Here is a 26,265-nt window from a genome sequence, read left to right on the forward strand (position 1 = left end):
AAATGTTTCTTGACTTTTATACCGTAAAATAACTTTCTAATTCCTTTAACGTTTCAGTCGAGGTTTTAATATCTTTTACCACTTCGCCTTTATCTAAAACAACAATACGCTCACATACTTCTGTAACATGACTTAGATCGTGGCTAGAGATTAAAACTGTTACTTCTTTATTATCAGTTAAAGTCTTGATAATTCTTTTTAATCTTATCTGTGTTGTAGGATCCAAATTAGCAAAAGGTTCATCTAGTATTATCACTTCAGGATTTCCCATCATAGCGGCAACGATACCTGCTTTTTTCTGATTTCCTTTTGATAGATCACGCAGATATTTTTTCTTGCCTAAAATTTCTCCATTAAAGAACTCCTCGAATTGTGCTAAAAATGATGATACATCTGCTTTATTCATCTTTCTGAGATCACCGATAAAGTCAAAATATTCTTCGGGAGTTAAATAAGTGATTAAAAAACTTTCATCTATAAACGAACCTGTAAAAGATTTCCATTCTTCACTTTTATTTACTGTAATATTGTTATTAATTACCTCGCCAGTAGAAGGTCTAATAAGATCTAGCAATAGATTAAAATAGGTAGTTTTTCCTGCGCCGTTGTTACCTACCAATCCAAAACTTTGCCCTTTAGGTATTTCTAATGATTCTATATTTAAAACGGTTGCTTGTCCGTATCTTTTTGTAATATTAGTTGTTTGTATCATGAGTTGTTTTTGTTTGATTATGACTTCTGCTCGAAAGCATTTATTGCTTCGTATTTATCACGTATATATTTTTTTTCTATCAGGTCCATAAAGTAATTTCTAAAGATCAATCCAGCTATTCCAACAATTGCTATTGCAGCTACACCAGCATTAAAATTGATTAGCTTACTAAAAAGCCAAAAAATCAAAACTGGGAACAACATTAATGGAATAATAATAATAAATTGCGTAGCACTGGTTCCTTGCATGTTAGAAAAGCCACTTTTTTCTAAATCAATACGCTTCCTGTTAAAAGAGCCTGCATATAGCAAGAACAATGAGTTAAAACCTATGTTGAATATTGCACCCGCTGTAATCATTAAAAAGATATTTAAACCATAATACAGATAGGGTAAGCTTAAAAAATAAAGAATGCCAGTCATAGAAACCATTAAAAACCATTTGCTTTCTAAGAATTTTCGATAACGGATATTTTGACTCATTAACATTTTGTAATGAGAGCTATCCCATGCTGGTATAAACTGTCCATAGTTTAAAGCAAACCCACCAGTAACAAATAAGGCTGCGAATAATAAAAAGCCAGGCATTTCATCTCTGTATAAAGGGTTATCGAAAAAGATCAATCCATAAAACAGAAATATAAAAGACATAAAGAACAATGTTTTAGTTCTCTTATTACGCCAAATTAACCGAATGTCATTTTTTATAAACGGAGCAACATCACCTAGTTTGTCTGCCCAAGCTAATTCTGCAGTAGTTGCCTCTTTAGCTTTAGTGGCAACAGCATCATCTAAATAAACTTTTGTTTTAAGTAATTTATAGTTTATAAAATATAAGGTAATAGCTAATAGTAAAGGAATAATAGCTAGTATAGGATTATCTACAAAAGCATTGAATATTTTACTACTATAAATAGTGCTATCGAAAATGTTATAATTTTGTAATGCTATAAGCGCCACTGTAGCAACAGCAATTATCCAAAAAGCAATATTGTTTTTATTGATTAAGAAGTTTAAAAAATTAATTGATTGAATAATAAAAAATATTGCAAATAACCACCCTAATACACCATTTACATCATAACCTTCTTTAATTAAAACAAAAGCAAAAGGAACATAAAAGAATAATCCTAGAATATTAAAAAAGGAAAAGCTCGATTTAGCTAACACATAATGAACCAGCTTACTTTTCTTAATTGGCAAGGCTAAAAAAGGTTTAATATTCATTATAGGTAATTTTTGCATTAGATAACGAAAAATTAAATCACCTAAAAGCGCAAAAATTAAAAATGAATTGACTATTTGAAATGGATCTTTATCTGGAAATTGTTCTTTAATTAAATAATACCCTCCAATACCAATTGCCAGAAAAGAGATAATAAAGTAAATGGCAAAGAACCCCATAAGGATCTTTAGCGCAATACCTGTTTGCCAATATGATGAACGGAAATATTGTTTCCACTCTAATCTAAGAAATTGTGAAATCATTTGAGTTGTTTTGAGATATTAGTAACACAGTTCTGGATTTTGTTACATTATTTTCTTTTGTGCTATTTTTTAGCGTTGTAATTTCTCTGTAGCCATTAGAAAATTATATCTTTCGAATCATATTAAAAATTGTTTTGTAATTCTGATAATGAAAGAAAAAGAGTCAATATTAAATGCTATTATTACAGCTTACAGAAATGTGATACTAGAAAAGTATGATTATGGCAATCTTAAATTTATAAAAGATATTCCTGATTGCTATACAGAAGAATTATCCATAAAAATTAAGAATTACTTTTTAAGCTATTCTTATCCTGATTTAGAAAAAAGAAAAGATCTAAATGATGCTTTTAGAAGCTTAGATCATTATTTAAAAAATCCAGAAAAATTATTTAGAATACTTATAGACTCTACTTCTGTTATATTAAAATATGGGAGACATTTACCTAAAATTTTAAATGCAGGAATCAAAACATTAAAAGCTTTTAGAAAAGCAAGTAAGCTTGAAGAAGTTTTGGTAAAAAAAGCTAAGCTATCTAATAAACAAACTCCTTATTCAAATAAAGACATCAATGAGTTTATAAAAAAAATACCCAGAGAAGAACTAGAAAATTATCTAGATAGTATTTATAATTTATATGAGATTTTATGCGATGCCGAATTAACTTCAAAAGTTAAAAAAATATTAGAACATCTTATCAGAAAGATGAAAAGTAGACCAAGTACATATTCTCAACAAGAAATTAAAGGATTGGAAATTGGTCAGGAAATAATTGTAGAAGCTGATGCAGTTTTCAATAAATTAAAAAAACACGAACAACAACAAGTATTCGATTTTATTATAAAAATGGAAAAGCAAATTGTTGAGTTATCTTAAAGCTAGTTAATATATAAACTCCCCAAACTCACTTGTAATAGTTAGTTTTTTCTTATTGGAAGATTCGACGCGTCCAACAATCTGTGCATCGACATTAAAATTTTTAGAGATGCTGATAATATCTTGTGCAATTTCTTGAGGAACATACAATTCCATTCTATGTCCACAGTTAAACACTTGATACATTTCTCGCCAATTTGTATTTGATTGTTCTTGTATTAATTTAAATAAAGGAGGTATCTCAAATAGATTGTCCTTTATAATGTGAAGGTTGTCTATAAAATGTAAAATCTTGGTTTGAGCACCACCACTGCAATGCACCATGCCATGAATTTCTTTAGGAGAATATTTAGATAGAATCTCTTTAATAATTGGCGCATATGTACGCGTAGGAGAGAGGACTAATTTACCCGCATCAATCGGTGAATTCTCAACATTATCTGTCAATTTTGTGTTACCAGAATACACCAAATCTTCAGGAACGGAGGCGTCAAAACTCTCAGGATATTTTTCTGCTAAATAATTGTTGAATACATCGTGACGAGCTGATGTTAATCCGTTGCTTCCCATGCCGCCATTATATTCTTTTTCATAGGTAGCTCGTCCAAAAGAAGCCAAACCAACTATTACGTCGCCATTTTGAATATTAGCATTGTCAATCACATTACTTCGTTTCATTCTGACTGTAACTGTAGAATCAACAATAATGGTTCGTACTAAATCGCCTACATCTGCTGTTTCACCACCAGTGGAGTGAATTGTAACTCCAAATTTTCTCAAATCCTCAAGTAATTCTTCGGTTCCATTAATAATTGCAGATAATACCTCACCTGGAATCAAATTTTTGTTGCGTCCGATAGTAGAAGATAGCAAAATATTATCGGTAGCTCCAACACATAAGAGGTCATCAATATTCATGATTAAAGCGTCCTGAGAAATACCTTTCCAAACAGATAAGTCACCAGTTTCTTTCCAATACATATAGGCTAACGAAGATTTTGTACCCGCACCATCAGCATGCATAACAACACAATGTTCTTTACTGCCAGTTAGGTAATCAGGAATTATCTTACAAAATGCTTTAGGAAATAAGCCCTTATCTATATTTTTAATAGCATTATGAACGTCTTCTTTTGCAGCAGAAACGCCACGAAGTTTATAACGATTATCTGCTGAATTGCTCATTATTTAGAAAGGTATAATCTTTTTTTATTGTAATCGATAATGGCTTTTCCGCGCTCTAAAATATCAGCACCTAAAATACCATTAACAGGTTTGGCTTTTTGTTTTACCAAAGCATTATTTATATGTGATAGATCAAGTAAAACTAGATTTACTTTTTTTAGCTTAAACCCATCGATACTTACTTTATTATTTTGAGATAACTGAGTTTCTATTTCAGCATTGCCAGCGCCAGTGGCTTTATGTTCTGATTCTTCGGTTGCGAGATCAAAAAGCTCAGCTTCCTCAAAACCTACGCAAGAATTTGATGCACCAGTATCAATAATAAATCTACCTTTATTACCATTGATGTCAGCTTTCAATTCAAAATGATTGGTTTTTGTTTTTTTTAACTTAATAGAATGATACCCTTGTTTCTCTAAATGTTTTTTTAAAGCCATTGTCTTTAGATAACAGATTTAAACTGACTTAAAAAACGCACATCATTTTCAAAAAACATTCTAATATCTGGTATTTGATACAGTAACATTGCGATACGCTCGATACCCATACCAAAAGCAAATCCGCTATACTTTTCAGGATCAATATTACAGTTCTGCAAAACATTAGGATCTACCATACCACAGCCCATAATTTCTAACCAGCCCGTACCTTTGGTAATGCGATAATCTGTTTCAGTTTTTAGCCCCCAGTAGATATCAACTTCTGCACTAGGCTCGGTAAACGGAAAGTACGAAGGGCGTAAACGAATCTTAGATTTACCAAACATTTCTTTGGTAAAGTATAATAACGTTTGCTTTAGGTCTGCAAAAGAAACATCGGTGTCTATATATAAACCTTCTACTTGATGAAAAATACAATGTGAACGCGCAGATATATCTTCATTTCTAAATACTCTACCTGGCGAAATAGTTCGTATGGGAGGTTGATTATTTTCCATATACCGAACCTGTACTGATGAAGTGTGTGTGCGTAATAAAATATCTGGATCTTTCTCAATAAAGAAAGTGTCTTGCATATCTCTTGCAGGATGATATTCTGGTAAATTTAATGCAGTAAAATTATGCCAATCATCTTCTATTTCTGGACCTTCAGAAACAGTAAAACCAATTCGAGAAAATACATCTATAATTTGATTTTTAACAATAGATATCGGATGGCGAGAGCCTAATTCAATAGGTTCAGAAGGTCTGGTTAGATCACCATAAATAGCTTTCTCTCCTGTAGCATTTTCTAACTCATCCTTTAAAGTATTAACTTTTTCCTCGGCAGCTTTTTTAAGATTATTTATAGTCTGACCAAATTCTTTTTTTTGATCGTTAGGTACATTTTTAAATTCAGCAAATAGATCTTTTAAAATGCCTTTACTCCCTAAATACTTTATTCTGAATACTTCTACTTCTTCTTTCGAAGTTGCTTTAAAAGCATTTACTTCATCAATTAGTTCCTTTACCTTATCTAACATCAGTTAAAGTCAAAATTTAAACGGCAAATTTACGTTTTTTTGTTTACAAAAAATCTATTTTATAGAATGATTTATACCTTCTAGAGTATTAGATTTCAAACGTTTTCGTAACTGATAAATAAATTTATTTTTTGAATTGTGATATTACGAATTTAACTACATTTGCATTCATAATCTGATAAAAAACACTATAAATAATCATATTAAATTATGGAATCGAAAATAAATGCTTTTATGGATTACGTGAAACAAACGAATCCTAATGAACCTGAATTTTTACAAGCAGTTCATGAAGTAGCAGAAACGGTTATTCCGTTTATCGAGGATAATCCTAAATATCAAGGTAAGAAATTATTAGAGCGTATGGTTGAACCTGAGCGCGTATTGTTATTTCGTGTACCTTGGATTGATGATAATGGCGAAACTCAAGTAAATAGAGGTTATAGAGTTGAGTTTAACTCGGCGATTGGCCCTTATAAGGGAGGACTTCGTTTTCATCCTTCAGTAAACTTAAGTATCTTAAAATTCTTAGGATTCGAACAAGTATTTAAAAACTCATTAACTACATTACCTATGGGAGGTGGTAAAGGAGGCTCTGATTTTAACCCAAAAGGAAAATCAGATAACGAGGTTATGAAATTTTGTCAATCTTTTATGACTGAATTAGCTCGTCATATTGGAGCGAACACAGATGTACCTGCAGGTGATATTGGAGTAGGAGGTAGAGAGATTGGTTTTATGTTTGGTCAATACAAACGTTTACGTAATGAGTTTACTGGTGTTTTAACAGGTAAAGGTATTACTTGGGGTGGTTCTTTAATTCGTCCAGAAGCAACTGGTTATGGAGACGTATATTTTGCTGAAAATATGCTAAAAACTAAAGAAGATTCTTTTAAAGGAAAAACTGTTGTAATTTCTGGATCTGGTAATGTTGCTCAGTTTGCTGCTGAAAAGGCTGCAGAGTTAGGCGGTAAAGTAGTAACGATGTCTGATTCTTCAGGATATATTTATGATGAAGATGGTATAGATGCTGATAAACTAGCATTTATTATGGAATTGAAAAATGTTAAAAGGGGAAGAATCAATGAGTATGCAGAAAAATATTCTTCAGCTAAGTTTTTTAAAGGAGAAAAACCTTGGGGAACAAAATGTGATATAGCCTTACCATGTGCTACACAAAATGAATTAGATGGTGATGCTGCTAAAACTTTAGTAGCTAATGGATGTATCTGTGTTGCTGAGGGCGCTAATATGCCATGTACGCCAGAAGCGATTACTGCTTTTCAAGATGCTAAGATATTATTCTCACCTGGTAAAGCATCTAATGCCGGTGGTGTTGCTACTTCTGGTTTAGAAATGAGTCAGAATTCATTACGTTATAATTGGACGCGTGAAGAAGTAGATGCTAAATTACATCAGATCATGAATGATATTCATGCTTCTTGTGTACAATATGGAACTCAGGCAGATGGCTATGTAGATTATGTAAAAGGAGCCAATGTTGCAGGTTTTGTAAAAGTTGCAGATGCTATGATAGATCAAGGAGTTGTTTAATTAAACTTCAATTATTTTATAAGAAGCGTACCAATTGGTGCGCTTTTCTTTTTTGTATTTTTGAGATGACAATTATGATATTTCTATATGAGTGGTGAAATAAATTTAAAGGCCTTGATTAAGGATATGAATCCTATTCTGAATAAAGGAGAATATGTTTTTGCAATTGTAGAAAATAGCAATATCGTTTCGGAAGAAGCTATAATTGGAAAATTTGTTGAAAAAGAAGGAATAACATTGATTTTAGAACGAAGTAAGGCTGACAAATTAGAGCTATCTTATACTTATGTAGCAGCTTGGATTACTCTAAAAATTCACTCATCATTAGAAGCAGTTGGACTTACTGCTGCCTTTTCTACGGAACTTGCAAAGCATAATATTAGCTGTAATGTTATGGCAGGCTATTATCACGATCATATTTTTGTAAATAAGAAAGATGCTAGTAAAGCTATAGATGTTTTAAAAAATATATCAAATAATATCTAATAAGTTTGGATTTTTTACAGCCTCCATATCGAAAGATTATTCATGTAGATATGGATGCATTTTATGCATCGGTAGAACAGTTAGATAATCCAGAACTTAGAGGCAAACCAGTTGCAGTTGGTGGCGGCGGTAAACGAGGCGTGGTTTCTGCGGCTAGTTACGAAGCGAGAAAATATGGAGTTAGATCTGCAATGAGCGGAGTCTTGGCAGAAAAGAAATGCCAACATTTAATTTTTGTTCGCCCTCGCTTTAAACGTTACAGTGAAATTTCTAATCAAATTCGAAAGATCTTTTTTGAATTTACAGATTTGGTAGAACCGTTATCATTAGATGAAGCTTATCTAGATGTTACAGAGAATAAAAAAGGACATCTGTCAGCCACACTTTTGGCGGAAGAAATAAGAAGAGAAATTTATAATAAAACAGGATTACGAGCTTCCGCAGGAATTTCTATTAATAAATTTATTGCTAAAGTTGCCTCAGATATTAATAAACCAAATGGTCAAAAAACAATTCCTCCAGAAGAAGTAATTGAGTTTTTAGAAGAATTAGATGTAGCTAAATTTTATGGTGTTGGTAAAGTTACTGCTGCAAAGATGTATAATCTGGGTATTTTTAAAGGAAAAGATCTTAAAACTAAATCTTTAGAGTTTTTAACTGAACATTTTAAAAAATCTGGAGGTTATTATTATAATATAGTTCGAGGAATTCATCGTAGTAGAGTTAAAACTGATAGAATTCGTAAATCAATAGCTGCCGAGAGAACTTTTATGGAGAATATAACTTCAGAAATCTACATGCTTGAAAAGTTAAATGGAATTGCTGAAGAATTGGAGAAAAGGTTAAAAAGTTCTAAAGTTTCAGGAAAAACGGTAACTTTAAAGATAAAATACAGCGATTTTTCTCTACAAACACGTAGTAAAACTTTGCCGTATTTTATTACAGATAAGAGTTTATTACTAGAAACGGTAAAAGAGTTATTGTATCAAGAAAAAGTAAAGAATTCTGTAAGATTATTAGGTATTTCAGTTACCAATTTAAATACCAATACTAAAGAAAAAGAAAAGGTAATGGATGTTCAATTAAAATTTGATTTTTAATGTAATTTGGAATGTTTTTTGTTGACTAATTATTATATAACTTATTTATTATGAAAAACTTAATATACATTTTTACCATAGTAAGCTTTTTAATTTTTAGCTGTGGTACTCAAAATAAAACAGTTGCTTCTACAGATAATGCATCTGAAAAAGAAGAACCTGTACGCATTGCTAATGATAGTTTAGAATATGAGGTCATCATTTTTGATATTGGCTTTAATAATTTTTTGAATACTCGTGCCAGACCAATGAATTTTTATTCACAAGAATTTTTAGAATCACGTAATAGAATTTATGTGACCGAATGGAATATTAGGGCGCAAAACCCATCTAGATTTAATTCTAATATTTATGAAAACATTATTGACTATCAACCAAACATAGATTACGGACTCGAGGTAAATTATAAATTATTTTGGTATTTTCAGTTTGCCCAAAGAAAGTATAATATGAGACTTGGTAATTTTCGAGTCTACGGTACATAAATTAAAAAACCTCAAAACTTAACGTTTTGAGGTTTTTTAATTTAATATATATTTTATTTACGAGAATCTTTGTGGGCCACCACGTCTAATTTCTTCATTTGCAAAAGCTTCAAATTGAGCAAAATTTTCTCTAAAAGCATTAGATAATTTAAAAGCCATCTTATAATAAGCTTCATCATTATTCCAAGAAGTTCTCGGACTCAATACTTCTGACGGTACACCAGGGCAATGTCTAGGTTGCGCAACACCGAATACTGAATGTAAATGATAATTTTCATAAGAGTATTCTCCTAAATCACCATTTAAAGCGGCGTTGATCATTGCACGTGTATATTTTAACTTCATACGTGTGCCAACACCATAAGGTCCTCCTGTCCAACCTGTATTAACTAACCACACATTTACACCAGCTTCTTTCATTTTCTTACTCAACATTTCAGCATATTTAGCAGGATGTAAAGGCATAAATGGAGCTCCGAAACAAGCAGAAAAAGATGGTTGAGGTTCAGTAACACCAGCCTCGGTACCAGCTACTTTAGCAGTATAACCAGAAATAAAATGATAAGCTGCCTGATTTGGTAATAACTTAGAAATTGGAGGTAATACACCAAAAGCATCTGCAGTTAAGAAAAAGATATTTTTCGGATTTCCTGCTAGAGATGGTTTTTGAATATTATTAATATGATAAATAGGGTAACTTACTCGCGTATTTTGTGTGATTGAAATATCCTCAAAATCTACTTCGTTTGTTCCTTCTTTGAATATAATATTTTCTAATAAAGCTCCTGGCCTGATTGCGTTATAAATATCTGGCTCATTTTCTTTTGAAAGATTGATCACTTTTGCATAACAACCTCCTTCAAAATTAAATACTGTATTTTCATTTGTCCAACCATGCTCGTCGTCACCAATTAATTTTCTATTTGGATCTGCCGACAAAGTAGTTTTACCAGTACCTGATAAACCAAAGAAAATAGCAGTTTCACCATTGTCTCCAACATTGGCAGAACAATGCATTGGTAATGTATTTTTGAAAACAGGTAATATAAAATTAAGAGCAGAAAAAATACCTTTTTTCATTTCTCCTGTATATCCTGTTCCACCAATTAAAGCTATTTTTCTAGTAAAATCTAAGATGGCAAAATTGTGTTGACGCGTACCATCAATTTTGGCATCAGCCATAAAATTAGGCGCATTAACAACTGTCCATTCAGGCTCGAAATTTTCTAACTCGTTTTCTTCTGGTCTTAAAAACATATTATATGCAAACATATTAGACCAAGGTAATTCGTTAATCACACGAATATTTAAACGATAATTTTCATCCGCGCAAGCATAAGCATCGCGTACATATAATTCTTTATTAGAAAGATAGTCGATTACCTTATTATAAAGTCTTTCAAATTTATCTGAATCAAAAGGAATATTAATATTACCCCACCAAACCTTATCTTCGGTAATAGCGTCTTTAACAATAAAACGATCTTGAGGTGAACGACCTGTAAATTCACCAGTATTAATGGCTAAAGCACCAGTGTCGGCTAATTTACCTAAACCTTTTTCTACTGTGATCTTTGTTAAAGTTTCGGGCGAGAGATTCCAATGAGTAGTTGCATTCTTAATACCGTAGTTTTCTAGGGTTCTATCTACGGTTTTGGCAATTTTTTCCATTTAGTTGTGTTAATGTAAATAGGGGTCAAAAATACACATTATTTTATAACGAAAACGTTTGAAATCTACTTTTATTAACAATTTAGCTAGATTTTTTTATGAAAGAAATTAGCATGAAAAACCATCCTAGAATGAATAATAAACCACCTAACGGGGTAACAAACCAGATAGATTTTGCAGAGATGTTACCAACCGTTATTAAATATATTGACCCAGAAAAGAATAAAATTCCGATAAAAAATAAATTGCTAATTGTGCTTTTTGCTTTCGTAGAAAATCCTTGGTAAGTATTTACAAATAGCAATACTATTACATGGTACATTTGATAGCGAACTGCAGTTTCAAAGCTTTTTAAGGCTTCAGGCTCTAGGCTATCCTTTAACGCATGAGCGCCAAAGGCTCCTAAAATAATTGTGAGTATGCCTAAAACAGTTGTTATAATCAGATTGTTCTTCATTTTATAAGCAAAATTGAATTCCAAAATTAATATAATTGTTAAGTTAATATTTTATATTTACTAAAAGTTGTTCGATGGACCAAGATAAAAGCTTAAAAACTGTATTTACTTCAACTTTTTTGCACGAAGTTCATTTAGCGAGAACTAAACTTGCGAGTAAAGGCATAAATAGCTTTATAGCTGATGAGCATTTAAATTCTATTATTGGCACAGCATTTATAGAAGGGTATAAATTAAATGTAGATGCTGCTGATTATGAGGAAGCAAGAACTATACTGAGTTTGTATAAAACTTGAATAACTTTTTTGACCAATAATTCTTCAAATTTTATACATTCGCTTCGATAATTTTAAAGTCGAAATGAGAAAAATCTTAATCATAGGAGCGGGTCGTTCATCTTCATCATTAATTAAGTATTTATTAGATAAATCTACTGAAGAAAATTTTCAAATTATAGTTGGTGATGTTTCTAAAGAAGCGGCTGAAGAACGTATTGATGATCATAAAAACGGAATTGCAATTGAGTTGGATGTTTTTGATGAAAAGGCAAGAAAAAAAGCTGTTCAAAATGCAGATATAGTTGTTTCTATGTTACCAGCTAGATTTCATGTAGAAGTAGCTAAAGATTGCGTTGCTTACGGTAAACATATGGTGACAGCATCTTATATTTCTAAAGAGATGAAAGCTTTAGATACTCAGGTAAAAGATAAAGGTCTAGTATTTATGAATGAGATAGGGCTCGATCCTGGTATAGACCATATGAGCGCTATGCAAGTGATCGATAGGATAAGAGATAATGGTGCCGAAATGTTATTGTTTGAATCTTTTACAGGAGGATTGGTAGCGCCAGAGAGTGATACAAATCTTTGGAATTATAAGTTTACTTGGAATCCTAGAAATGTAGTATTAGCTGGTCAAGGAGGTGCGGCGATGTTTATACAAGAAGGCACTTATAAATATATACCTTATCATAAATTGTTTAGAAGAACTGAATTTTTAACTGTAAATGGCAGCGGAAAGTTTGAGGCATACGCCAATAGAGATTCTTTAAAGTATAGAAGTATTTATGGGTTAGATAACATACCTACCATGTATAGAGGTACTATTCGTAAAATAGGATTTTCTAGAGCGTGGAATGTCTTTGTTCAATTAGGTATGACAGATGATACTTATACTATTGAAGATTCAGAGAATATGACCTATCGCGATTTTATAAATCTATTTTTGGCTTACAGTCCTACAGATTCTGTAGAATTAAAATTAAGATCATATTTAAAGATAGATCAAGATGATATTATGTGGGGTAAGTTAGAGGAGCTCGATATTTTTAATCCGAATAAAAAAATAGGGATTAAAAATGCTACACCAGCGCAAATGCTACAAAAAATACTAATGGATAGTTGGACATTGGAAGAAGATGATAAAGATATGATCGTAATGCAGCATAAATTTGGTTATAAATATAAAGGTGAAAAGAAACAAATAGATAGTAGTTTGGTTGTTATTGGTGAAGACCAAACATATACAGCAATGGCTAAAACTGTTGGTTTGCCTGTAGGGATTGCGACATTAAAGATATTGAATGGTGAAATTAAAACACCTGGTGTTCAGTTACCAATTTCTAAAGAGGTTTACGAACCTATTCTAAAAGAATTAGAAGAATATGGTATTAAGTTTATAGAAAAGCATGTACCTTATTTAGGTTATAATCCAGAGAGTGTAATAAGTTAATTACATTTTTAGGTAAAAATCTTCTACCAGATCAATATACTGTTTAGTGTATTGATGCCTTTTAATTTCTATACTTAATTCTTCTCTTTTTATTTCACTTTCGTGGAAGGAAAATTCTAATAAACTGCGTTTAACTTCAGATTCAACATTACCTTTTATATGACAAATTCTTGCTGGGTATAGATTTTTAATTGATGCCAATTGAATAAAATTTTCTTCCTCTTTAAAAGGAATAATTGTAGCAAAAACTCCATTTTCTGATAATAATTTTGAAGTTGAATTGATTAGTTCTTCAAAGGATAAAGAAGAGGTAAAACGCGCTTTATTTCTAGATTCATTCTCAGTTTCAAATTTGTCCCTGTAAAAAGGAGGGTTACTAATTATCAATTCATATTTATCATCGATTTCTTCGGTAAATTCTTGCAAAGAAGTATGGTAACAAAATAATCTGACTCCCCAATCTGAATTTTCAAAATTTTCTACGGCTTGTTCGTAAGCATTGTCGTCAAGTTCTATAGCATCAATAAGTTCTGCATTGCTTCGCTGTGCTAATTGCAATGCAATAATGCCAGTACCAGTGCCTATATCTAAAATGGAATTTGGGTGTTGTTCTAGTGAAGCCCAAGCGCCTAATAATACGCCGTCGGTACCAATTTTCATGGCACATTTATCTTGCAGAATAGTAAATTCTTTGAATTTAAAAGGTTTACTCATTAAGATACATATCTATTAAACCTTCTGGTGTTTCTATAACTACAGTTTTATTTTTTCTATCAACTTTTTTAATAAAATCATCAATCATGGGAATTAACAATTCTATTTCTCCTTTTTTAATCTCAAATAATGGTTGAGCAGTAAAATCATTAATTCCAACAATTTCACCTACTTCACCATAGTTAATATCATCAATAGTAAAACCGATTACTTCGTGATAATAAAATTTATTTCCTTCTAATTTAGGTAAAAGGTCTAATGGAAGATATGTGTCGCGTTTTAGAATCGATTCAGCATCTTTCTCAGAATTTACATCCTCAAACTTAACGCGTAATTGATTTCCTTTTTGTAGCAGGCTTTTTTCAATAAAGAATGGCAAAAGGTTTTTGCCCATGTCTACAAATACAGCATCAATATTAGCATATAGTTCAGGTTCATCGGTATCTAAAGCGATTACAACTTCACCTTTAAAACTATGTTTTCTCGCAATTTTCCCTAAAAAGAAACAATCCTTTTTTTGCATAAATTTTTAAATAAAAAAGCCTGACTTATAAGTCAGGCTTCAAAAGTATAAAAAGTAATTTTTATTCTTCTTCGTTTGAAGCTTCAGTATCAGTAGCAACTTCTTCAATAGCATCTTCTACAACAGTTGCAGCAGCTTTACGCGCTTCATTTACTTCTTTTTCAGCTTCTAAAACTTTGGCTTTAGCATCAGCTTTGGCTTTAGCTAATCCATCAGCTTTGGCAGAAACTTTACCAGTTTTTTCTTCTAACCAAGCTTGAAATTTTTCTTCAGCTTGTTCTTCTGTTAAAGCACCTTTACGAACACCGCCAACTAAATGATTCTTTAATAAAGCACCTTTATACGATAATATTGCTCTAGCAGTATCTGTAGGTTGCGCTCCATTTTGTAACCACTTTACAGAACCATCAACATCTAAATCAATAGTTGCAGGGTTAGTATTGGGGTTATAAGTACCTAATTTTTCTAAAAATTTACCATCTCTTTTTACTCTTGAATCAGTAGCAACGATCCAATAAAATGGTTTTCCTTTTTTTCCGTGTCTTTGTAGTCTAATTTTTACTGACATTTTTGTTAATTTTTAAGGTTCACGACCTTGATTATTAAAAATCTTACCATCTCGTGATAAGTGGGCGCAAAGATAACAAGTTTTTTAAATATAACTAACTAATAATCTATTATTTATTTGGTGGAATTTTATTGATATTTGCCATTACAAAAGTTATTGAATGAATGCTTTAGGAATCATACCTGCACGCTACGGTTCAACGCGATTAGAAGGTAAACCATTAATAGATCTTTGTGGTAAGCCAATGATACAACGTGTGTATGAACAAGTAAGTAAATTACTAGATCATGTTGTTGTAGCTACAGACGATGAACGTATTGTTGAAGCTGTCAATACTTTTGGAGGAAATGTTGTAATGACTTCAACAAATCATAATACAGGGACTAATAGATGCTTAGAAGCTTATCGTGTTTTTTCTAGACAAATTGGGAAGGAGTTTGATATTGTTATTAATATACAGGGTGACGAACCATTACTTGATCCTGAACAGATTCGATTACTAATCTCTTGTTTTTACGAAGATGCAACAGAAATGGCAACTTTGGTAATTCCTGCTAAAGAAAACGATGATCTCAAAACTGGTGTGTTTGTAGTTATTGATCGATTTAAAAATGCCTTATATTTCAGCCGTTCTATAATTCCATTTGTTCGAGATAGTGAGAGAAGTGATTGGAACAAGAAACATACTTTTTATAAGCATATTGGTATGTATGGTTTTAAACCAAAAGCATTGAATGAATTTGCTAGTTTACAACAGACTTCTTTAGAATTAGCAGAATCTTTAGAACAAAACCGTTGGTTAGAAAATGGTAAAAAGATCAAGGTAGAAATTACCGAATCTCAAGCTATTGGTGTCGATACACAAGCTGATGTTGAGCGAGTAAGAAAGCTCCTGAAATCTCAATAAACTTTTTAACGGACTGTTGATAAAAAGACTACGTACAGTAGTACTTAAAAGTACCTATTTATGTACTTTTAAATTCTCATTTTTTTATTCAAAAATTCTTAGATGTATTTAATATTTGATACCGAAACTACTGGTTTGCCAAAAAGCTGGAATGCACCAATTACCAATACAGATAATTGGCCTCGTTGTGTGCAAATAGCATGGCAATTACACGGAAAACACGGTGAATTGATAGAACATCAAGATTTTTTGGTACGACCAGAAGGATTTAATATTCCGTATGATTCTGAGCAAATACATGGTATTTCTACAGAATTGGCTGAACAAAAAGGTGAACCTTTAGATTATGTTTTAAGTCTATTTAATGATGCGTTGTCTAAAACAGATTATGTAGTTGGTCAAAACGTAGAATTTGATTTAAATATTATGGGTTGTGAATTCTACCGAAAAGGAATTACAAGCAAACTTAACGATCTACCAATTTTAGATACCTGTACTGAAACTACGGCTGAATTATGTCAGTTGCCAGGTGGTCGTGGAGGAAAGTTTAAACTACCAACACTAACAGAATTACATCAACATTTATTTAACATACCATTTGCTGAAGCTCATAATGCAACTGCAGATGTTGAAGCCACAACGCGTTGTTTCTTTGAATTGATCCGTAGAGAGATTTTCACAAAAGATGAATTAGATGTCTCGGATGATTATTTTAAAAAGTTCCAAGAAGAGAATCCAGAAGTAATCGAATCTGTTGGATTAAAACATACCAATCTAAAAAAGGAAAGTGACAAACTTAAAAAACAAGTTGAAACAGTTTCTGCTACTATTTCTTCAGAAGTAAATACAGATTTAGCAAACACCCAATTTGCACATTTACATAATCATTCTCAGTTTTCCATCTTGCAATCAACAGCTAGTATTTCTAAACTGGTTAATGCCGCTATTGAACATAAAATGCCAGCCGTGGCTCTTACCGACACTGGTAATATGATGGGCTCATTCAATTTTGTGAAGGAAATTTTAAAACATAATCAATATGCCGATCATCCTATCAAGCCGATAGTGGGTTGTGAATTTAATGTTTGTGAAGATCACACCAATAAATCTGTTAAAGACAATGGCTATCAGATAGTTTTACTAGCCAAGAACAAAAGAGGGTATCACAATTTGGCAAAAATGTCATCCATTGCCTATATCGATGGGTTTTATTATGTGCCTCGTATTGATAAAAAGATTGTTGAACAATACAAAGAAGATGTAATCGCTTTAAGCGGAAACATGTATGGTGAAATACCAAGTAAAATTCTAAATGTTGGTGAAAAGCAAGCAGAGGATGCTTTGCTCTGGTGGAAAGACACTTTTGGTGATGATTTTTATTTAGAGCTAAATGATCATGGTCAGGCGAACGAAGCGAATGCAAATAGAACGTTACTCGAATTTTCTAAAAAACACCACGTAAAAGTTGTTGCGGCAAATAATACTTATTATGTAGATAAGGAAAGTGCGCAAGCACATGATATTTTATTGTGTGTAAAAGATGGCGAAAAATTAGCAACACCCAAGGGAAGAGGTAGAGGATTCCGTTACGGACTACCTAACGAAGAATATTATTTTAAGAGCGCAGATGAGATGAAGGAGTTGTTTAAAAACACTCCTGAAGCTATTATTAATATTCAAGAAATTATAGATAAGGTAGAACCTTATGAGTTAGCTCGGGATGTTTTGCTGCCTAAGTTTGAAATTCCTCAAGAATTTATAAGTGAAGAGGATGCAAAAGATGGTGGTAAGAGAGGTGAGAATGCCTATTTAAAGCACCTAACATTTGAAGGTGCTAAAAAGCGTTGGGGAGATGAAATTAGCGATGAGATTAATGAACGTTTAAATTTTGAATTGGGCGTTATCGAACATACCGGCTATCCTGGTTATTTCTTAATAGTTCAAGATTTTATTGCTGAAGCTCGTAAAATGGATGTCTCGGTAGGGCCAGGGCGTGGTTCAGCAGCGGGTTCAGCAGTCGCATATTGTTTAGGAATCACGAATATAGACCCCATTGAATACGATTTACTTTTTGAGCGTTTCTTGAATCCTGATCGTGTATCGTTACCTGATATTGATATTGATTTTGATGATGAAGGTAGAGGCAAGGTAATGGATTATGTAATTAATAAATATGGTGCAAATCAGGTAGCTCAAATTGTTACGTATGGTACTATGGCAGCAAAGTCTTCTATTCGAGATACAGCTAGAGTACTCGATTTACCTTTGCCTGATGCAGATAGAATTGCAAAACTCATTCCGAATACGAAGCTAAAAACCATTTTTGGGGAAGATGAAAAGAGTATTCAAAAAATTGAAGAGCTTCGCAAAGATGAAATATTGAGAGTAAACGAATTACGTAATCTTGCTGACGGAGAAGGTATTGAGGCGCGAACAATACAACAAGCAGTTCAGCTAGAAGGTTCCTTGCGTAATACAGGTATCCATGCATGTGGTGTAATCATTACACCAGAAGATATCACAAATTTAATTCCTGTTGCAACAGCCAAAGATTCAGATTTATATGTAACCCAGTTTGATAACTATGTAGTTGAAGATGCAGGTTTATTGAAAATGGATTTTCTTGGATTAAAGACATTAACCTTAATCAAGGACACATGTAAGATTGTAAAAGCATTGCATGGTATAGAATTAAACCCTGATTCTTTTCCGCTTGACGATATTAAAACATATGAACTATTCCAGCGTGGTGAAACCGTAGGGATTTTTCAATATGAATCACCTGGTATGCAAAAGCATATGAAGCATCTCAAGCCAACAGAATTTGCTGACCTCATTGCTATGAATGCTTTGTATCGTCCGGGGCCTATGGAATATATTCCGCTTTTCATTCAGCGTAAGCATGGTATTGAAGCTATTGAGTATGACCTCCCAGAAATGGAAGAATACCTCAAAGAAACTTATGGTGTTACTGTCTATCAGGAGCAAGTGATGCTACTATCACAAAAATTGGCAGGTTTTACCAAAGGTGAAGCAGATGTTCTTAGAAAAGCGATGGGTAAAAAGATTTTTGCTTTACTACAAAAATTAAAACCTAAGTTTATTGAAGGCGGTAAAAAGAACAATCACCCAGAAGAGATTTTAGAGAAGATTTGGAAAGATTGGGAAGCCTTTGCTGCATATGCATTTAATAAATCACATTCTACCTGTTATGCTTATATTGCTTATCAAACAGCTTATTTAAAAGCGCATTATCCTGCCGAATATATGGCTGCAGTGCTATCGAATAACATGAATGATATAAAGCAGGTTTCTTTCTTTATGGATGAATGTAAACGTGCTGGTATAGAAGTATTAAGCCCAGATATTAATGAATCATTCTACAAATTTGCCGTAAATAAACAAGGTGCTATTCGTTTTGGTATGGGAGCCATCAAAGGAGTAGGAGCAAGTGCTGTTGACGCTATTGTTAGAGAGCGTAAAGAAAATGGAAATTATAAGTCGATTTTTGATGTTGCTAAACGTATCGATCTAAGAGCTGCCAATAAAAAAGCCTTTGACGGATTAATCCTAGCGGGAGCTTTCGATTCGTTTGATTCTAATAGAGCACAGTATTTTGAGATTGACGAACGAGGACAAACATTTATAGAAAAAGCGATTCGTTTTGGTAATAAGTATCAGGAAAATAAAAATTCTGCACAGGTGTCCTTATTTGGTGAAGCGTCTGAAGTTCAATTTGATGAACCTATCATTCCAGATTGCGAACCTTGGGGAATCATGGAAAAATTAGCCAAAGAAAAAGAAGTAATCGGCATGTATATTTCTGGCCATCCGCTTGACGACTACAAAACCGAAATAAAATATTTCTGCAATGCTCCTATTAGTGCTTTTGCCAATGAAGATGATTTGTTAGGTAAAGATTTAGCCATAGGTGGTATAATAACAGATGTACAACATCGTATTTCTAAGAACGGAAAAGGGTGGGCCTCATTTATTATTGAGGATTATACAGAAGCGCATGAATTTAGAATGTTTGGTGAAGACTATTTAAAATTTAAGCATTTCTTAATACCAAATTCTTTCTTACATATTAAAATGTCTGTGAGACCAGGATGGCGTGAGGGTGATGTTAGAATTCAATTTAATCAAGTGCAAATGTTGCAAGATGTATTAGAGGTTATGGCTAATAAGTTAACCTTGCAATTAAATATTGATGAATTGAATGACGATAAAATAGATAGAATAGAAAAAATTGTTGGAGATCATAAAGGAAAGGATGTACTCAATTTTGTAGTGTACGATATTGAGGACAAACTAAAATTACATATGCCGAGTAGAACATCTAAAGTTAAAATATCTCAAGAATTGTTAAGTACTTTAGAAACTCAGCAAGTATTATATAAATTGAATTAATGAATAAAGTTTCTTTAAGTAGAATTGTAAATGATCCTAGCTCGAAGTATGGTCGAATTTTCGCTATTTTTATTCAACTACTGATTATTATTTCGATTATTACATTTTCAGTAGAAACCATTCCAGATCTGAAACCTCAAACAAGGACCATTTTACAAAGTATAGAGATATTTTGTATTATTATTTTCACTATTGAATACCTATTAAGAGTTTTTGTTGCTGATAACAAATCAGGTTTTATTTTTAGTTTTTTTGGTATTATAGACCTGTTAGCTATTCTTCCTTTTTACTTGGCTTTTGGCGTCGACCTGCGTGCTTTGAGGGCTTTACGCTTTTTACGATTATTTAGTATTCTAAAAATGGCACGATATAACAAAGCTATTCGACATTTTTTAAGAGCAATTTCGTATGCTAGAGAGGAAATATTACTGTTTTTATTTATTACGCTTATATTAATTTACCTTGCAGCTGTAGGTATTTATTATTTTGAAAATGCAGCACAACCTGAACAATTCTCTTCAATATTTGATAGCTTATGGTGGGCAGTAATTACGTTAACTACAGTGGGTTATGGTGATGTGTACCCTATTACTGCAGGAGGTAAAATATTCACTTTTTTAATATTATTGATTGGGTTAGGCATAGTAGCGATACCCACAGGAATTATTTCGTCTGCCTTAACGAAATCTATAGACAGTAAAGAAGCCAAATAATTTATTTATTTAGAAATTCTGCTAATAATCTATGAAAGTGATGTACTCCTTTCTCTCGAGTAGGTGAGAAGCGACCAGCTTTATAAAATGAAGATCGTACACCTTTTTGTACATTTTCAACCACAAATTCATCTTCACGCTCTACTTTATCGATAGCGGCACCAGCGCCTTTGTCTAGTTTTGATTCATCATAAACATAAGAGATAAAAGAAACTTTAGTTTTATGAATGCTTATAGGCTTTACAACATTTACAGATAATCCCCAAGGATAAAAATTGAACATCATATTTGGGAACATCCAATAGTAGTATGCAGCAACATTTTTACCATAATCAGGATGATCTTTTGGGAGATCAAAGACTTCAGTAGCATCGTTAGTATACCCTATTTGTAAATTACAATAATCATACACCTCAGTTGTATAATCACCATAATCGAGTACTTTATTTAACCCTTCATGTACAAAAGGTATATGGAATCCTTCTAAGTAATTATCACAATACAATGCCCAATTCGCATGCACCAAATAATCTTTCGATAATGTGGTATTTAATGAAAATTCATTTAAAGGCAAGAAACCGACACGTTCATTCATCTTATTGAGGACCTTTTCAAAATCAAAAGATGGATTTAATCCTGCAAATAAAAAAGGACCCCACTTTTCAAAAGGGAATTGATATAAATTATCACAAGGTCTAGGGAAGTCTTCTGCCTCTTTAAATTCTGGCATATGTTCAAATTCACCTTTTAAATTAAACCGACGCCCATGATACATACAGGTTAATGTTTTAGATTTTCCAGGATTTAATGCTACCAAATTCCCTCGATGTGTACAAACATTTGTTAAGCAATTAATTTCATCATTTTTATTTTTAGTTAAAAGCATTGGTTCTGTTAAAAAACCATTTAATAAAACAAAAGGATAGACCGATTGAGGAAGTTTCACCAAATTTTCATCACCTATCCACTGCCAAGATTTTAAAAACACCTTTTCTTTAATCATTTCAAAAACAGCATCATCTTTATAAAAAGAAGCCGGCAATGTTTCTGCTTTTGTAATATCGGGATCAATTTTAAACATAGGTAGGTGTTAATTATTTAATGGTATATTTACAAATATCCATAAAAGTATTAATTAAAATTTAATTTTCCTCTTAATGCCTTCTAAGCCTCAAAAAATAGGCCTTATCACTGCAACATCCCTGGTAGTTGGTAATATGATTGGGGCTGGAATTTTTGTGCTTCCTGCTACATTAGCAAAATATGGAAGTATTAGTATTTTAGGATGGATTTTCTCTGCAGCTGGTGCTTTAATTTTGGCGAAAATATTCAGTAATTTTAGTAAGATTATAATTAATAAAAGTGGGGGTCCGTATGTGTATTCTAAAGCTGGATTTGGAGATTTTATAGGTTTTTTGGTGGCATGGGGCTATTGGATTTCTATTTGGATTACCAATGCAGCTATCGCTATTGCGATAGTAAGTGCATTAAGTTTTTTTTTACCTTCATTAACAGAAAAACCTATATATGCCGTTAGCTTAGGTCTTGCATTTATTTGGTTGTTTACATGGATAAATTCTAAAGGTGTTAGAGAATCGGGCAAAGTTCAAGTCATTACCACAGCATTAAAGATACTGCCTTTGGTTTTTATAATTTTTGCTGGCCTATTTTTTTTTAAAATAGAAAATTTTCCTGCTTTTAATTTAACAGGGAACAATGATTTTATAACACTAACAACTGTAGCTACATTGACCTTATTTTCTTTTTTAGGTATTGAAAGTGCTACAATTCCAGCTGTAAACATCAAGAATTCAGAAATAACAATTCCAAAAGCAACGATGCTAGGCACTATAATAACTACATTGATTTATATTTTAGGCACTGTTGTGCTATTTGGAATATTGCCTACTTCGGTTTTTCAAAACTCACCAGCTCCTTTTGCTGAAGCTGGTAAATTAATTGGTGGAGGTTGGACAGGTTACTTGGTTGCTGGCGGTGCTGCTATTGCTGCAATTGGCGCTTTAAATGGTTGGATATTAATGGTAGGACAAATACCAATGGCATCAGCAAAAGACAATTTATTTCCAAGAATATTTAAAAAAGAGAATAATAAGGGAGTACCAATTGTTGGCCTTATAATAGGAAGTATATTGTCATCTTTAGTGATGATAATGAACTATACTGAAGGATTGGTGAAGCAATTTGAATTTATGATCTTGCTATCAACGCTAACTGTATTAGTCCCGTATGCTTTTACTGCCGCTTCATATGTTTTAATAGTATTAGAAAAGAAGTTAAAAGCAAAAAATATTCTTCAAACTATTGTATTATCTGCTCTAGGTTTTGTGTTTTCTATTTGGGCAATTTACGGCTCAGGATCTGAAACTGTTTTTTACGGATTTTTACTTTTGTTGCTAGGAGTTCCTTTTTATGTATTGATGAAATGGAATCAAATAAAGAGTAAATGAAAACCACTTCACATTCAGAATATCTAAAACTACAATCAGTTTATTTGAAATCAGCGAGAAATGCCTTTATTTCTAATATTCATATTAGTGAACAATGGCGGGATCTAAATTATTTATCGAGCCCAGATTTTGATACAGCATTAAAAGAATATGAGATTTTTGAAGACATACTTCAAACTAATGAAGTAAAAATTCACCATTTTCCATATGATAAAGAAGTTACGATTGATTCTATTTATTGCAGAGATGCAACAATAGCGACGGATTTTGGAATGATATTGTGTAATATGGGAAAAGAAGGAAGGATGAGTGAACCCAATTCTCATAAGAATGCATATGCTGATAATGGTTTAAAAATTTTAGGAGAAATTAAATCTCCAGGAACTTTAGAAGGCGGTGATGTAGCTTGGCTAGATAAAAAAACATTAGCTGTTGGTCATACCTATAGAACAAATGATGAAGGAATTAAACAATTAAAAGAATTATTAGAACCGAAAGATATAGAAGTAATGGTTGTAGAATTGCCACATTATAAAGGATCTTCTGATGTTTTTCACTTAATGTCAATATTGAGTCCAGTTGATAAAGACCTAGCTGTTATTTATTCTCCTTTAATGCCTATAAAATTCAGAAATCAATTGTTAGAAAAAGGTTTTGATTTTGTGGAAGTTCCCGAAGAGGAGTTTGAATCTATGGGCTGTAATGTGTTAGCCATAGCGTCTAGAAAATGTGTGATGGTTGACGGAAATCCAATAACTAAAAAGCAATTGATCGACAATGGTTGTGAAGTACTTACTTATAAAGGTGATAATATTAGTGTTAAAGGAGGTGGAGGACCAACATGTTTGACTAGGCCATTACTAAGAGAAGTATAAAAAGTAAAAAAACCCCTTAATTGAGGAGCTTTTCTTAAAATTTAACTAGTAATATATATTTAAATAACTTTTACATTTACTGCGTTTAAACCTTTTCTGCCTTCGGCTAAATCGAATTCTACTTCATCACCTTCTCTAATTTCTTCGATTAAACCAGACACGTGAACAAAATGTTCTGTGTTTGAACCTTCTTCTGTTATAAATCCGAATCCTTTAGACTCGTTGAAGAATTTTACTGTTCCTTTACTCATTTTTATTATAATTTAAAATATTAATTACTAGATGATAGTCAAGAAGTGTGCCAAGAATATTTGTCATCCTAAACTTGATTCAGGATCACATTATGATTTGCTGGATTCCGTATCAAGTGCGGAATGACATAGAAGATATTAAAGTCTGTAATGCCCAATAATCTTAAAATCAAACAAACAATCTTCGAGTACTTGTCCGACACCAATATTATGTACAATTAAATGACGTTTTCCGTCACGAGATTTTTTATTAACTACAATGCCAATATGGGTGAGACCATTCGCTAATCGCCAAGCAACTATATCACCGGGTTTATAGTCACTAGCAGTTTTGGTAATTGGTTTTGAAGCACCTTTTCGTTTAAAGTAGGTCATTAAGTTTGGTACACGTCTGTGATCGATATTTTTATCTGTAAACTTTAAACCCCAAATTTTTGGGTATTTGCTAAAGTTAACTTTCATATCTTCATGCACTTCCTTTTGTAAATCAATACCTAATTTTCTATATGCTCTAATCACAACATCGGTGCAAACTCCTTTGCCTTTTGGCACATCTCCATTTGGGTAATCTATGGAGAAATAACTACCATCATAAACTACTTTATCCTTTGTAAGCTCTAAAGCAGCATCTGATAAGGATAGTTTTTCGGTAGTAGTTTGAGAATATCCAAATTCTATAAGAAACACTAAAAAATATATAATTAATTTATTCATATTCAATTAATCTTTAATTCTGAATTCCATGTTGATTGGTAAATGATCTGAACCGATATTTTCTCCAACCTCTCGGTTAAGAATTACGATATTTTTGCCAATTAAAAAATGATCTAAAGTTGTTTTCATAAATGAAAAATTTGCAGGCCAAGAGTGAAGTAAACCAAAACCATTTCGCGAATCTTTTAAGTCGGTTTCTCTTTTGAAACTTTTGAAATGTTTTGAAAAAGAAGAAGTATTTAAGTCTCCAGCTACTATTAAGTTTTCAGATACCCCTTTAAATTTATTGGCTAAATTTTTTAGGTGTAAATTTCTAGCTTCAAATCTATTTTGTCCCACAGGAGGAAACGGATGCGTTGCAATAATTGTTAAAGAGTCATTATTAAACTTTAAATTAGATTTAATCGATGGAACTTGAGTGTGATCAAACCTAATGATTGATAATTCAGATTCAATTTTACTGAAATATCCTATTCCAAAATTATCTGTTCTAACTTCAGTTTTATAAAACTGATATTCTTTTGTAATTGATTGCAATTCTTTTTCCCACTTTGGATTATATTCTAGCAAAACCAATATGTCTGGGTTCTTATTTTTAATATAATCTATAACCTTTACAGATTCTTTATTACTCGACAAAAGGTTAACACAGGTAATTGATATTCCATTTAGTTTAGTTATTTCTCCAAATTTGCTTGGGATATATAGGTTATAAAAAAAAGATACCTTCCAAACTATTAGAATTATTGAAATTATTCCTAGAGTTTTACTTTTTCCTATAAAAAGGTTTAATAGAAAAATCAAAATAAGCACTAAGACCAATTGTACCTTAAAATTGGACAGAATATCAATAATCCAAACGTTTGGAAAAATGCTCGGCAAAATTGAAAACAGAGCAATAATTACTACTCC

Annotated in this window: 26 protein-coding genes; 12 read left to right on the forward strand and 14 right to left on the reverse strand. The window is 32.2% G+C overall.

Going from position 1 to position 26,265, the window contains the following annotated elements; all coding sequences use genetic code 11:
• Positions 1-16: 16 nt before the first annotated feature.
• Complete coding sequence (locus tag AC3IF2_RS01415; protein WP_489165226.1) at positions 17-712, reverse strand: ABC transporter ATP-binding protein; 696 nt, start codon at positions 710-712, stop codon at positions 17-19.
• A gap of 17 nt (positions 713-729) precedes the next feature.
• Entirely contained in the window at positions 730-2,199 is a 1,470-nt protein-coding gene (locus tag AC3IF2_RS01420; RefSeq protein WP_489165227.1) for a DUF5687 family protein, read from the reverse strand.
• Between the two features lie 148 nt (positions 2,200-2,347).
• Here AC3IF2_RS01420 and AC3IF2_RS01425 point away from each other — a divergent pair, with 148 nt between their 5' ends.
• Complete coding sequence (locus AC3IF2_RS01425; protein WP_489165228.1) at positions 2,348-3,076, forward strand: hypothetical protein; 729 nt, start codon at positions 2,348-2,350, stop codon at positions 3,074-3,076.
• Positions 3,077-3,082: 6 nt separating this feature from the next.
• Here AC3IF2_RS01425 and AC3IF2_RS01430 read toward each other — a convergent pair whose 3' ends face one another.
• The 3 genes from AC3IF2_RS01430 to pheS are packed head-to-tail and all read right to left on the reverse strand — an operon-like array spanning position 3,083 to position 5,723.
• Positions 3,083-4,261, reverse strand: a complete 1,179-nt coding sequence (locus AC3IF2_RS01430) for an AIR synthase related protein (RefSeq protein ID WP_489165229.1) — start codon at positions 4,259-4,261, stop codon at positions 3,083-3,085.
• Positions 4,261-4,698, reverse strand: a complete 438-nt coding sequence (locus tag AC3IF2_RS01435; protein ID WP_489165230.1) for a retropepsin-like aspartic protease — start codon at positions 4,696-4,698, stop codon at positions 4,261-4,263. The genes AC3IF2_RS01430 and AC3IF2_RS01435 overlap by 1 nt, the downstream gene beginning before the upstream one ends.
• Before the next feature lie 5 nt (positions 4,699-4,703).
• Positions 4,704-5,723 (reverse strand): phenylalanine--tRNA ligase subunit alpha, encoded by a 1,020-nt coding sequence (gene pheS, locus AC3IF2_RS01440; protein ID WP_489165231.1) that lies wholly within the window; start codon positions 5,721-5,723, stop codon positions 4,704-4,706.
• A 210-nt stretch (positions 5,724-5,933) separates the two neighbouring features.
• On the opposite strand from pheS, the gene gdhA reads away from it, so the two are divergent.
• The 4 genes from gdhA (at position 5,934) to AC3IF2_RS01460 (ending at position 9,348) form a co-directional block, all read left to right on the forward strand.
• The gene (gdhA, locus tag AC3IF2_RS01445) at positions 5,934-7,277 is read left to right on the forward strand and encodes an NADP-specific glutamate dehydrogenase (protein ID WP_489165232.1); all 1,344 of its coding nucleotides are present in this window, start codon (positions 5,934-5,936) and stop codon (positions 7,275-7,277) included.
• Positions 7,278-7,364: 87 nt separating this feature from the next.
• A complete protein-coding gene (locus tag AC3IF2_RS01450) occupies positions 7,365-7,763 on the forward strand; it encodes an ACT domain-containing protein (RefSeq protein WP_489165233.1) in 399 nt (132 codons plus the stop codon).
• Between the two features lie 5 nt (positions 7,764-7,768).
• A complete protein-coding gene (gene dinB / locus AC3IF2_RS01455; protein ID WP_489165234.1) occupies positions 7,769-8,863 on the forward strand; it encodes a DNA polymerase IV in 1,095 nt (364 codons plus the stop codon).
• Positions 8,864-8,913: 50 nt separating this feature from the next.
• Complete coding sequence (locus AC3IF2_RS01460; RefSeq protein WP_489165235.1) at positions 8,914-9,348, forward strand: DUF6146 family protein; 435 nt, start codon at positions 8,914-8,916, stop codon at positions 9,346-9,348.
• 57 nt (positions 9,349-9,405) lie between these two features.
• On the opposite strand, the gene pckA is transcribed toward AC3IF2_RS01460, so the two are convergent.
• A complete protein-coding gene (pckA, locus tag AC3IF2_RS01465; protein ID WP_489165236.1) occupies positions 9,406-11,019 on the reverse strand; it encodes a phosphoenolpyruvate carboxykinase (ATP) in 1,614 nt (537 codons plus the stop codon).
• An 82-nt stretch (positions 11,020-11,101) separates the two neighbouring features.
• Positions 11,102-11,476 (reverse strand): DUF423 domain-containing protein, encoded by a 375-nt coding sequence (locus AC3IF2_RS01470; RefSeq protein ID WP_489165237.1) that lies wholly within the window; start codon positions 11,474-11,476, stop codon positions 11,102-11,104.
• A 74-nt stretch (positions 11,477-11,550) separates the two neighbouring features.
• On the opposite strand from AC3IF2_RS01470, the gene AC3IF2_RS01475 reads away from it, so the two are divergent.
• Together AC3IF2_RS01475 and AC3IF2_RS01480 are read left to right on the forward strand one after the other, a co-directional pair.
• Positions 11,551-11,772: a putative signal transducing protein gene (locus AC3IF2_RS01475; RefSeq protein WP_489165238.1), complete on the forward strand. Its 222-nt coding sequence runs from the start codon at positions 11,551-11,553 to the stop codon at positions 11,770-11,772.
• Positions 11,773-11,836: 64 nt separating this feature from the next.
• The gene (locus AC3IF2_RS01480) at positions 11,837-13,207 is read left to right on the forward strand and encodes a saccharopine dehydrogenase family protein (protein ID WP_489165239.1); all 1,371 of its coding nucleotides are present in this window, start codon (positions 11,837-11,839) and stop codon (positions 13,205-13,207) included.
• Here AC3IF2_RS01480 and AC3IF2_RS01485 read toward each other — a convergent pair whose 3' ends face one another.
• The 3 genes from AC3IF2_RS01485 to AC3IF2_RS01495 all read right to left on the reverse strand — a co-directional run bounded on the left by AC3IF2_RS01485 (position 13,208) and on the right by AC3IF2_RS01495 (position 15,012).
• Positions 13,208-13,921 carry a tRNA1(Val) (adenine(37)-N6)-methyltransferase gene (locus AC3IF2_RS01485; RefSeq protein WP_489165240.1) on the reverse strand — a complete coding sequence of 238 codons (714 nt, stop codon included), beginning with the start codon at positions 13,919-13,921 and terminating at the stop codon, positions 13,208-13,210. It abuts the gene before it with no gap.
• Positions 13,914-14,444, reverse strand: coding sequence for a ribosome maturation factor RimM (rimM, locus tag AC3IF2_RS01490; RefSeq protein WP_489165241.1), 531 nt, complete (start codon positions 14,442-14,444; stop codon positions 13,914-13,916). The genes AC3IF2_RS01485 and rimM overlap by 8 nt, the downstream gene beginning before the upstream one ends.
• A gap of 61 nt (positions 14,445-14,505) precedes the next feature.
• Positions 14,506-15,012, reverse strand: a complete 507-nt coding sequence (locus AC3IF2_RS01495; RefSeq protein ID WP_489165242.1) for a 30S ribosomal protein S16 — start codon at positions 15,010-15,012, stop codon at positions 14,506-14,508.
• 160 nt (positions 15,013-15,172) lie between these two features.
• Between AC3IF2_RS01495 and kdsB the strand changes: the two genes are divergently transcribed.
• The 3 genes from kdsB to AC3IF2_RS01510 all read left to right on the forward strand — a co-directional run bounded on the left by kdsB (position 15,173) and on the right by AC3IF2_RS01510 (position 21,045).
• Entirely contained in the window at positions 15,173-15,919 is a 747-nt protein-coding gene (gene kdsB / locus AC3IF2_RS01500; RefSeq protein WP_489165243.1) for a 3-deoxy-manno-octulosonate cytidylyltransferase, read from the forward strand.
• A 102-nt stretch (positions 15,920-16,021) separates the two neighbouring features.
• Positions 16,022-20,332: a DNA polymerase III subunit alpha gene (dnaE, locus tag AC3IF2_RS01505; protein ID WP_489165244.1), complete on the forward strand. Its 4,311-nt coding sequence runs from the start codon at positions 16,022-16,024 to the stop codon at positions 20,330-20,332.
• Complete coding sequence (locus tag AC3IF2_RS01510; protein ID WP_489165245.1) at positions 20,332-21,045, forward strand: ion transporter; 714 nt, start codon at positions 20,332-20,334, stop codon at positions 21,043-21,045. The genes dnaE and AC3IF2_RS01510 overlap by 1 nt, the downstream gene beginning before the upstream one ends.
• A 1-nt stretch (position 21,046) precedes the next feature.
• On the opposite strand, the gene AC3IF2_RS01515 is transcribed toward AC3IF2_RS01510, so the two are convergent.
• Positions 21,047-22,126 (reverse strand): SRPBCC family protein, encoded by a 1,080-nt coding sequence (locus tag AC3IF2_RS01515; protein WP_489165246.1) that lies wholly within the window; start codon positions 22,124-22,126, stop codon positions 21,047-21,049.
• Positions 22,127-22,202: 76 nt separating this feature from the next.
• Between AC3IF2_RS01515 and AC3IF2_RS01520 the strand changes: the two genes are divergently transcribed.
• The gene (locus AC3IF2_RS01520; protein WP_489165247.1) at positions 22,203-23,513 is read left to right on the forward strand and encodes an amino acid permease; all 1,311 of its coding nucleotides are present in this window, start codon (positions 22,203-22,205) and stop codon (positions 23,511-23,513) included.
• Entirely contained in the window at positions 23,510-24,388 is an 879-nt protein-coding gene (locus AC3IF2_RS01525; protein ID WP_489165248.1) for a dimethylarginine dimethylaminohydrolase family protein, read from the forward strand. Before AC3IF2_RS01520 ends, AC3IF2_RS01525 begins: the two co-directional genes overlap by 4 nt.
• A gap of 59 nt (positions 24,389-24,447) precedes the next feature.
• Here the strand turns inward: AC3IF2_RS01525 and AC3IF2_RS01530 are convergent, their stop codons facing one another.
• The 3 genes from AC3IF2_RS01530 to AC3IF2_RS01540 all read right to left on the reverse strand — a co-directional run bounded on the left by AC3IF2_RS01530 (position 24,448) and on the right by AC3IF2_RS01540 (position 25,992).
• Positions 24,448-24,639 carry a cold-shock protein gene (locus tag AC3IF2_RS01530; protein WP_480196770.1) on the reverse strand — a complete coding sequence of 64 codons (192 nt, stop codon included), beginning with the start codon at positions 24,637-24,639 and terminating at the stop codon, positions 24,448-24,450.
• Between the two features lie 138 nt (positions 24,640-24,777).
• Positions 24,778-25,353, reverse strand: coding sequence for a DUF1287 domain-containing protein (locus AC3IF2_RS01535; RefSeq protein ID WP_489165249.1), 576 nt, complete (start codon positions 25,351-25,353; stop codon positions 24,778-24,780).
• Between the two features lie 6 nt (positions 25,354-25,359).
• Positions 25,360-25,992 (reverse strand): endonuclease/exonuclease/phosphatase family protein, encoded by a 633-nt coding sequence (locus AC3IF2_RS01540; RefSeq protein ID WP_489165250.1) that lies wholly within the window; start codon positions 25,990-25,992, stop codon positions 25,360-25,362.
• Positions 25,993-26,265 lie beyond the last annotated feature (273 nt).

This window comes from Maritimimonas rapanae, assembly GCF_057837205.1.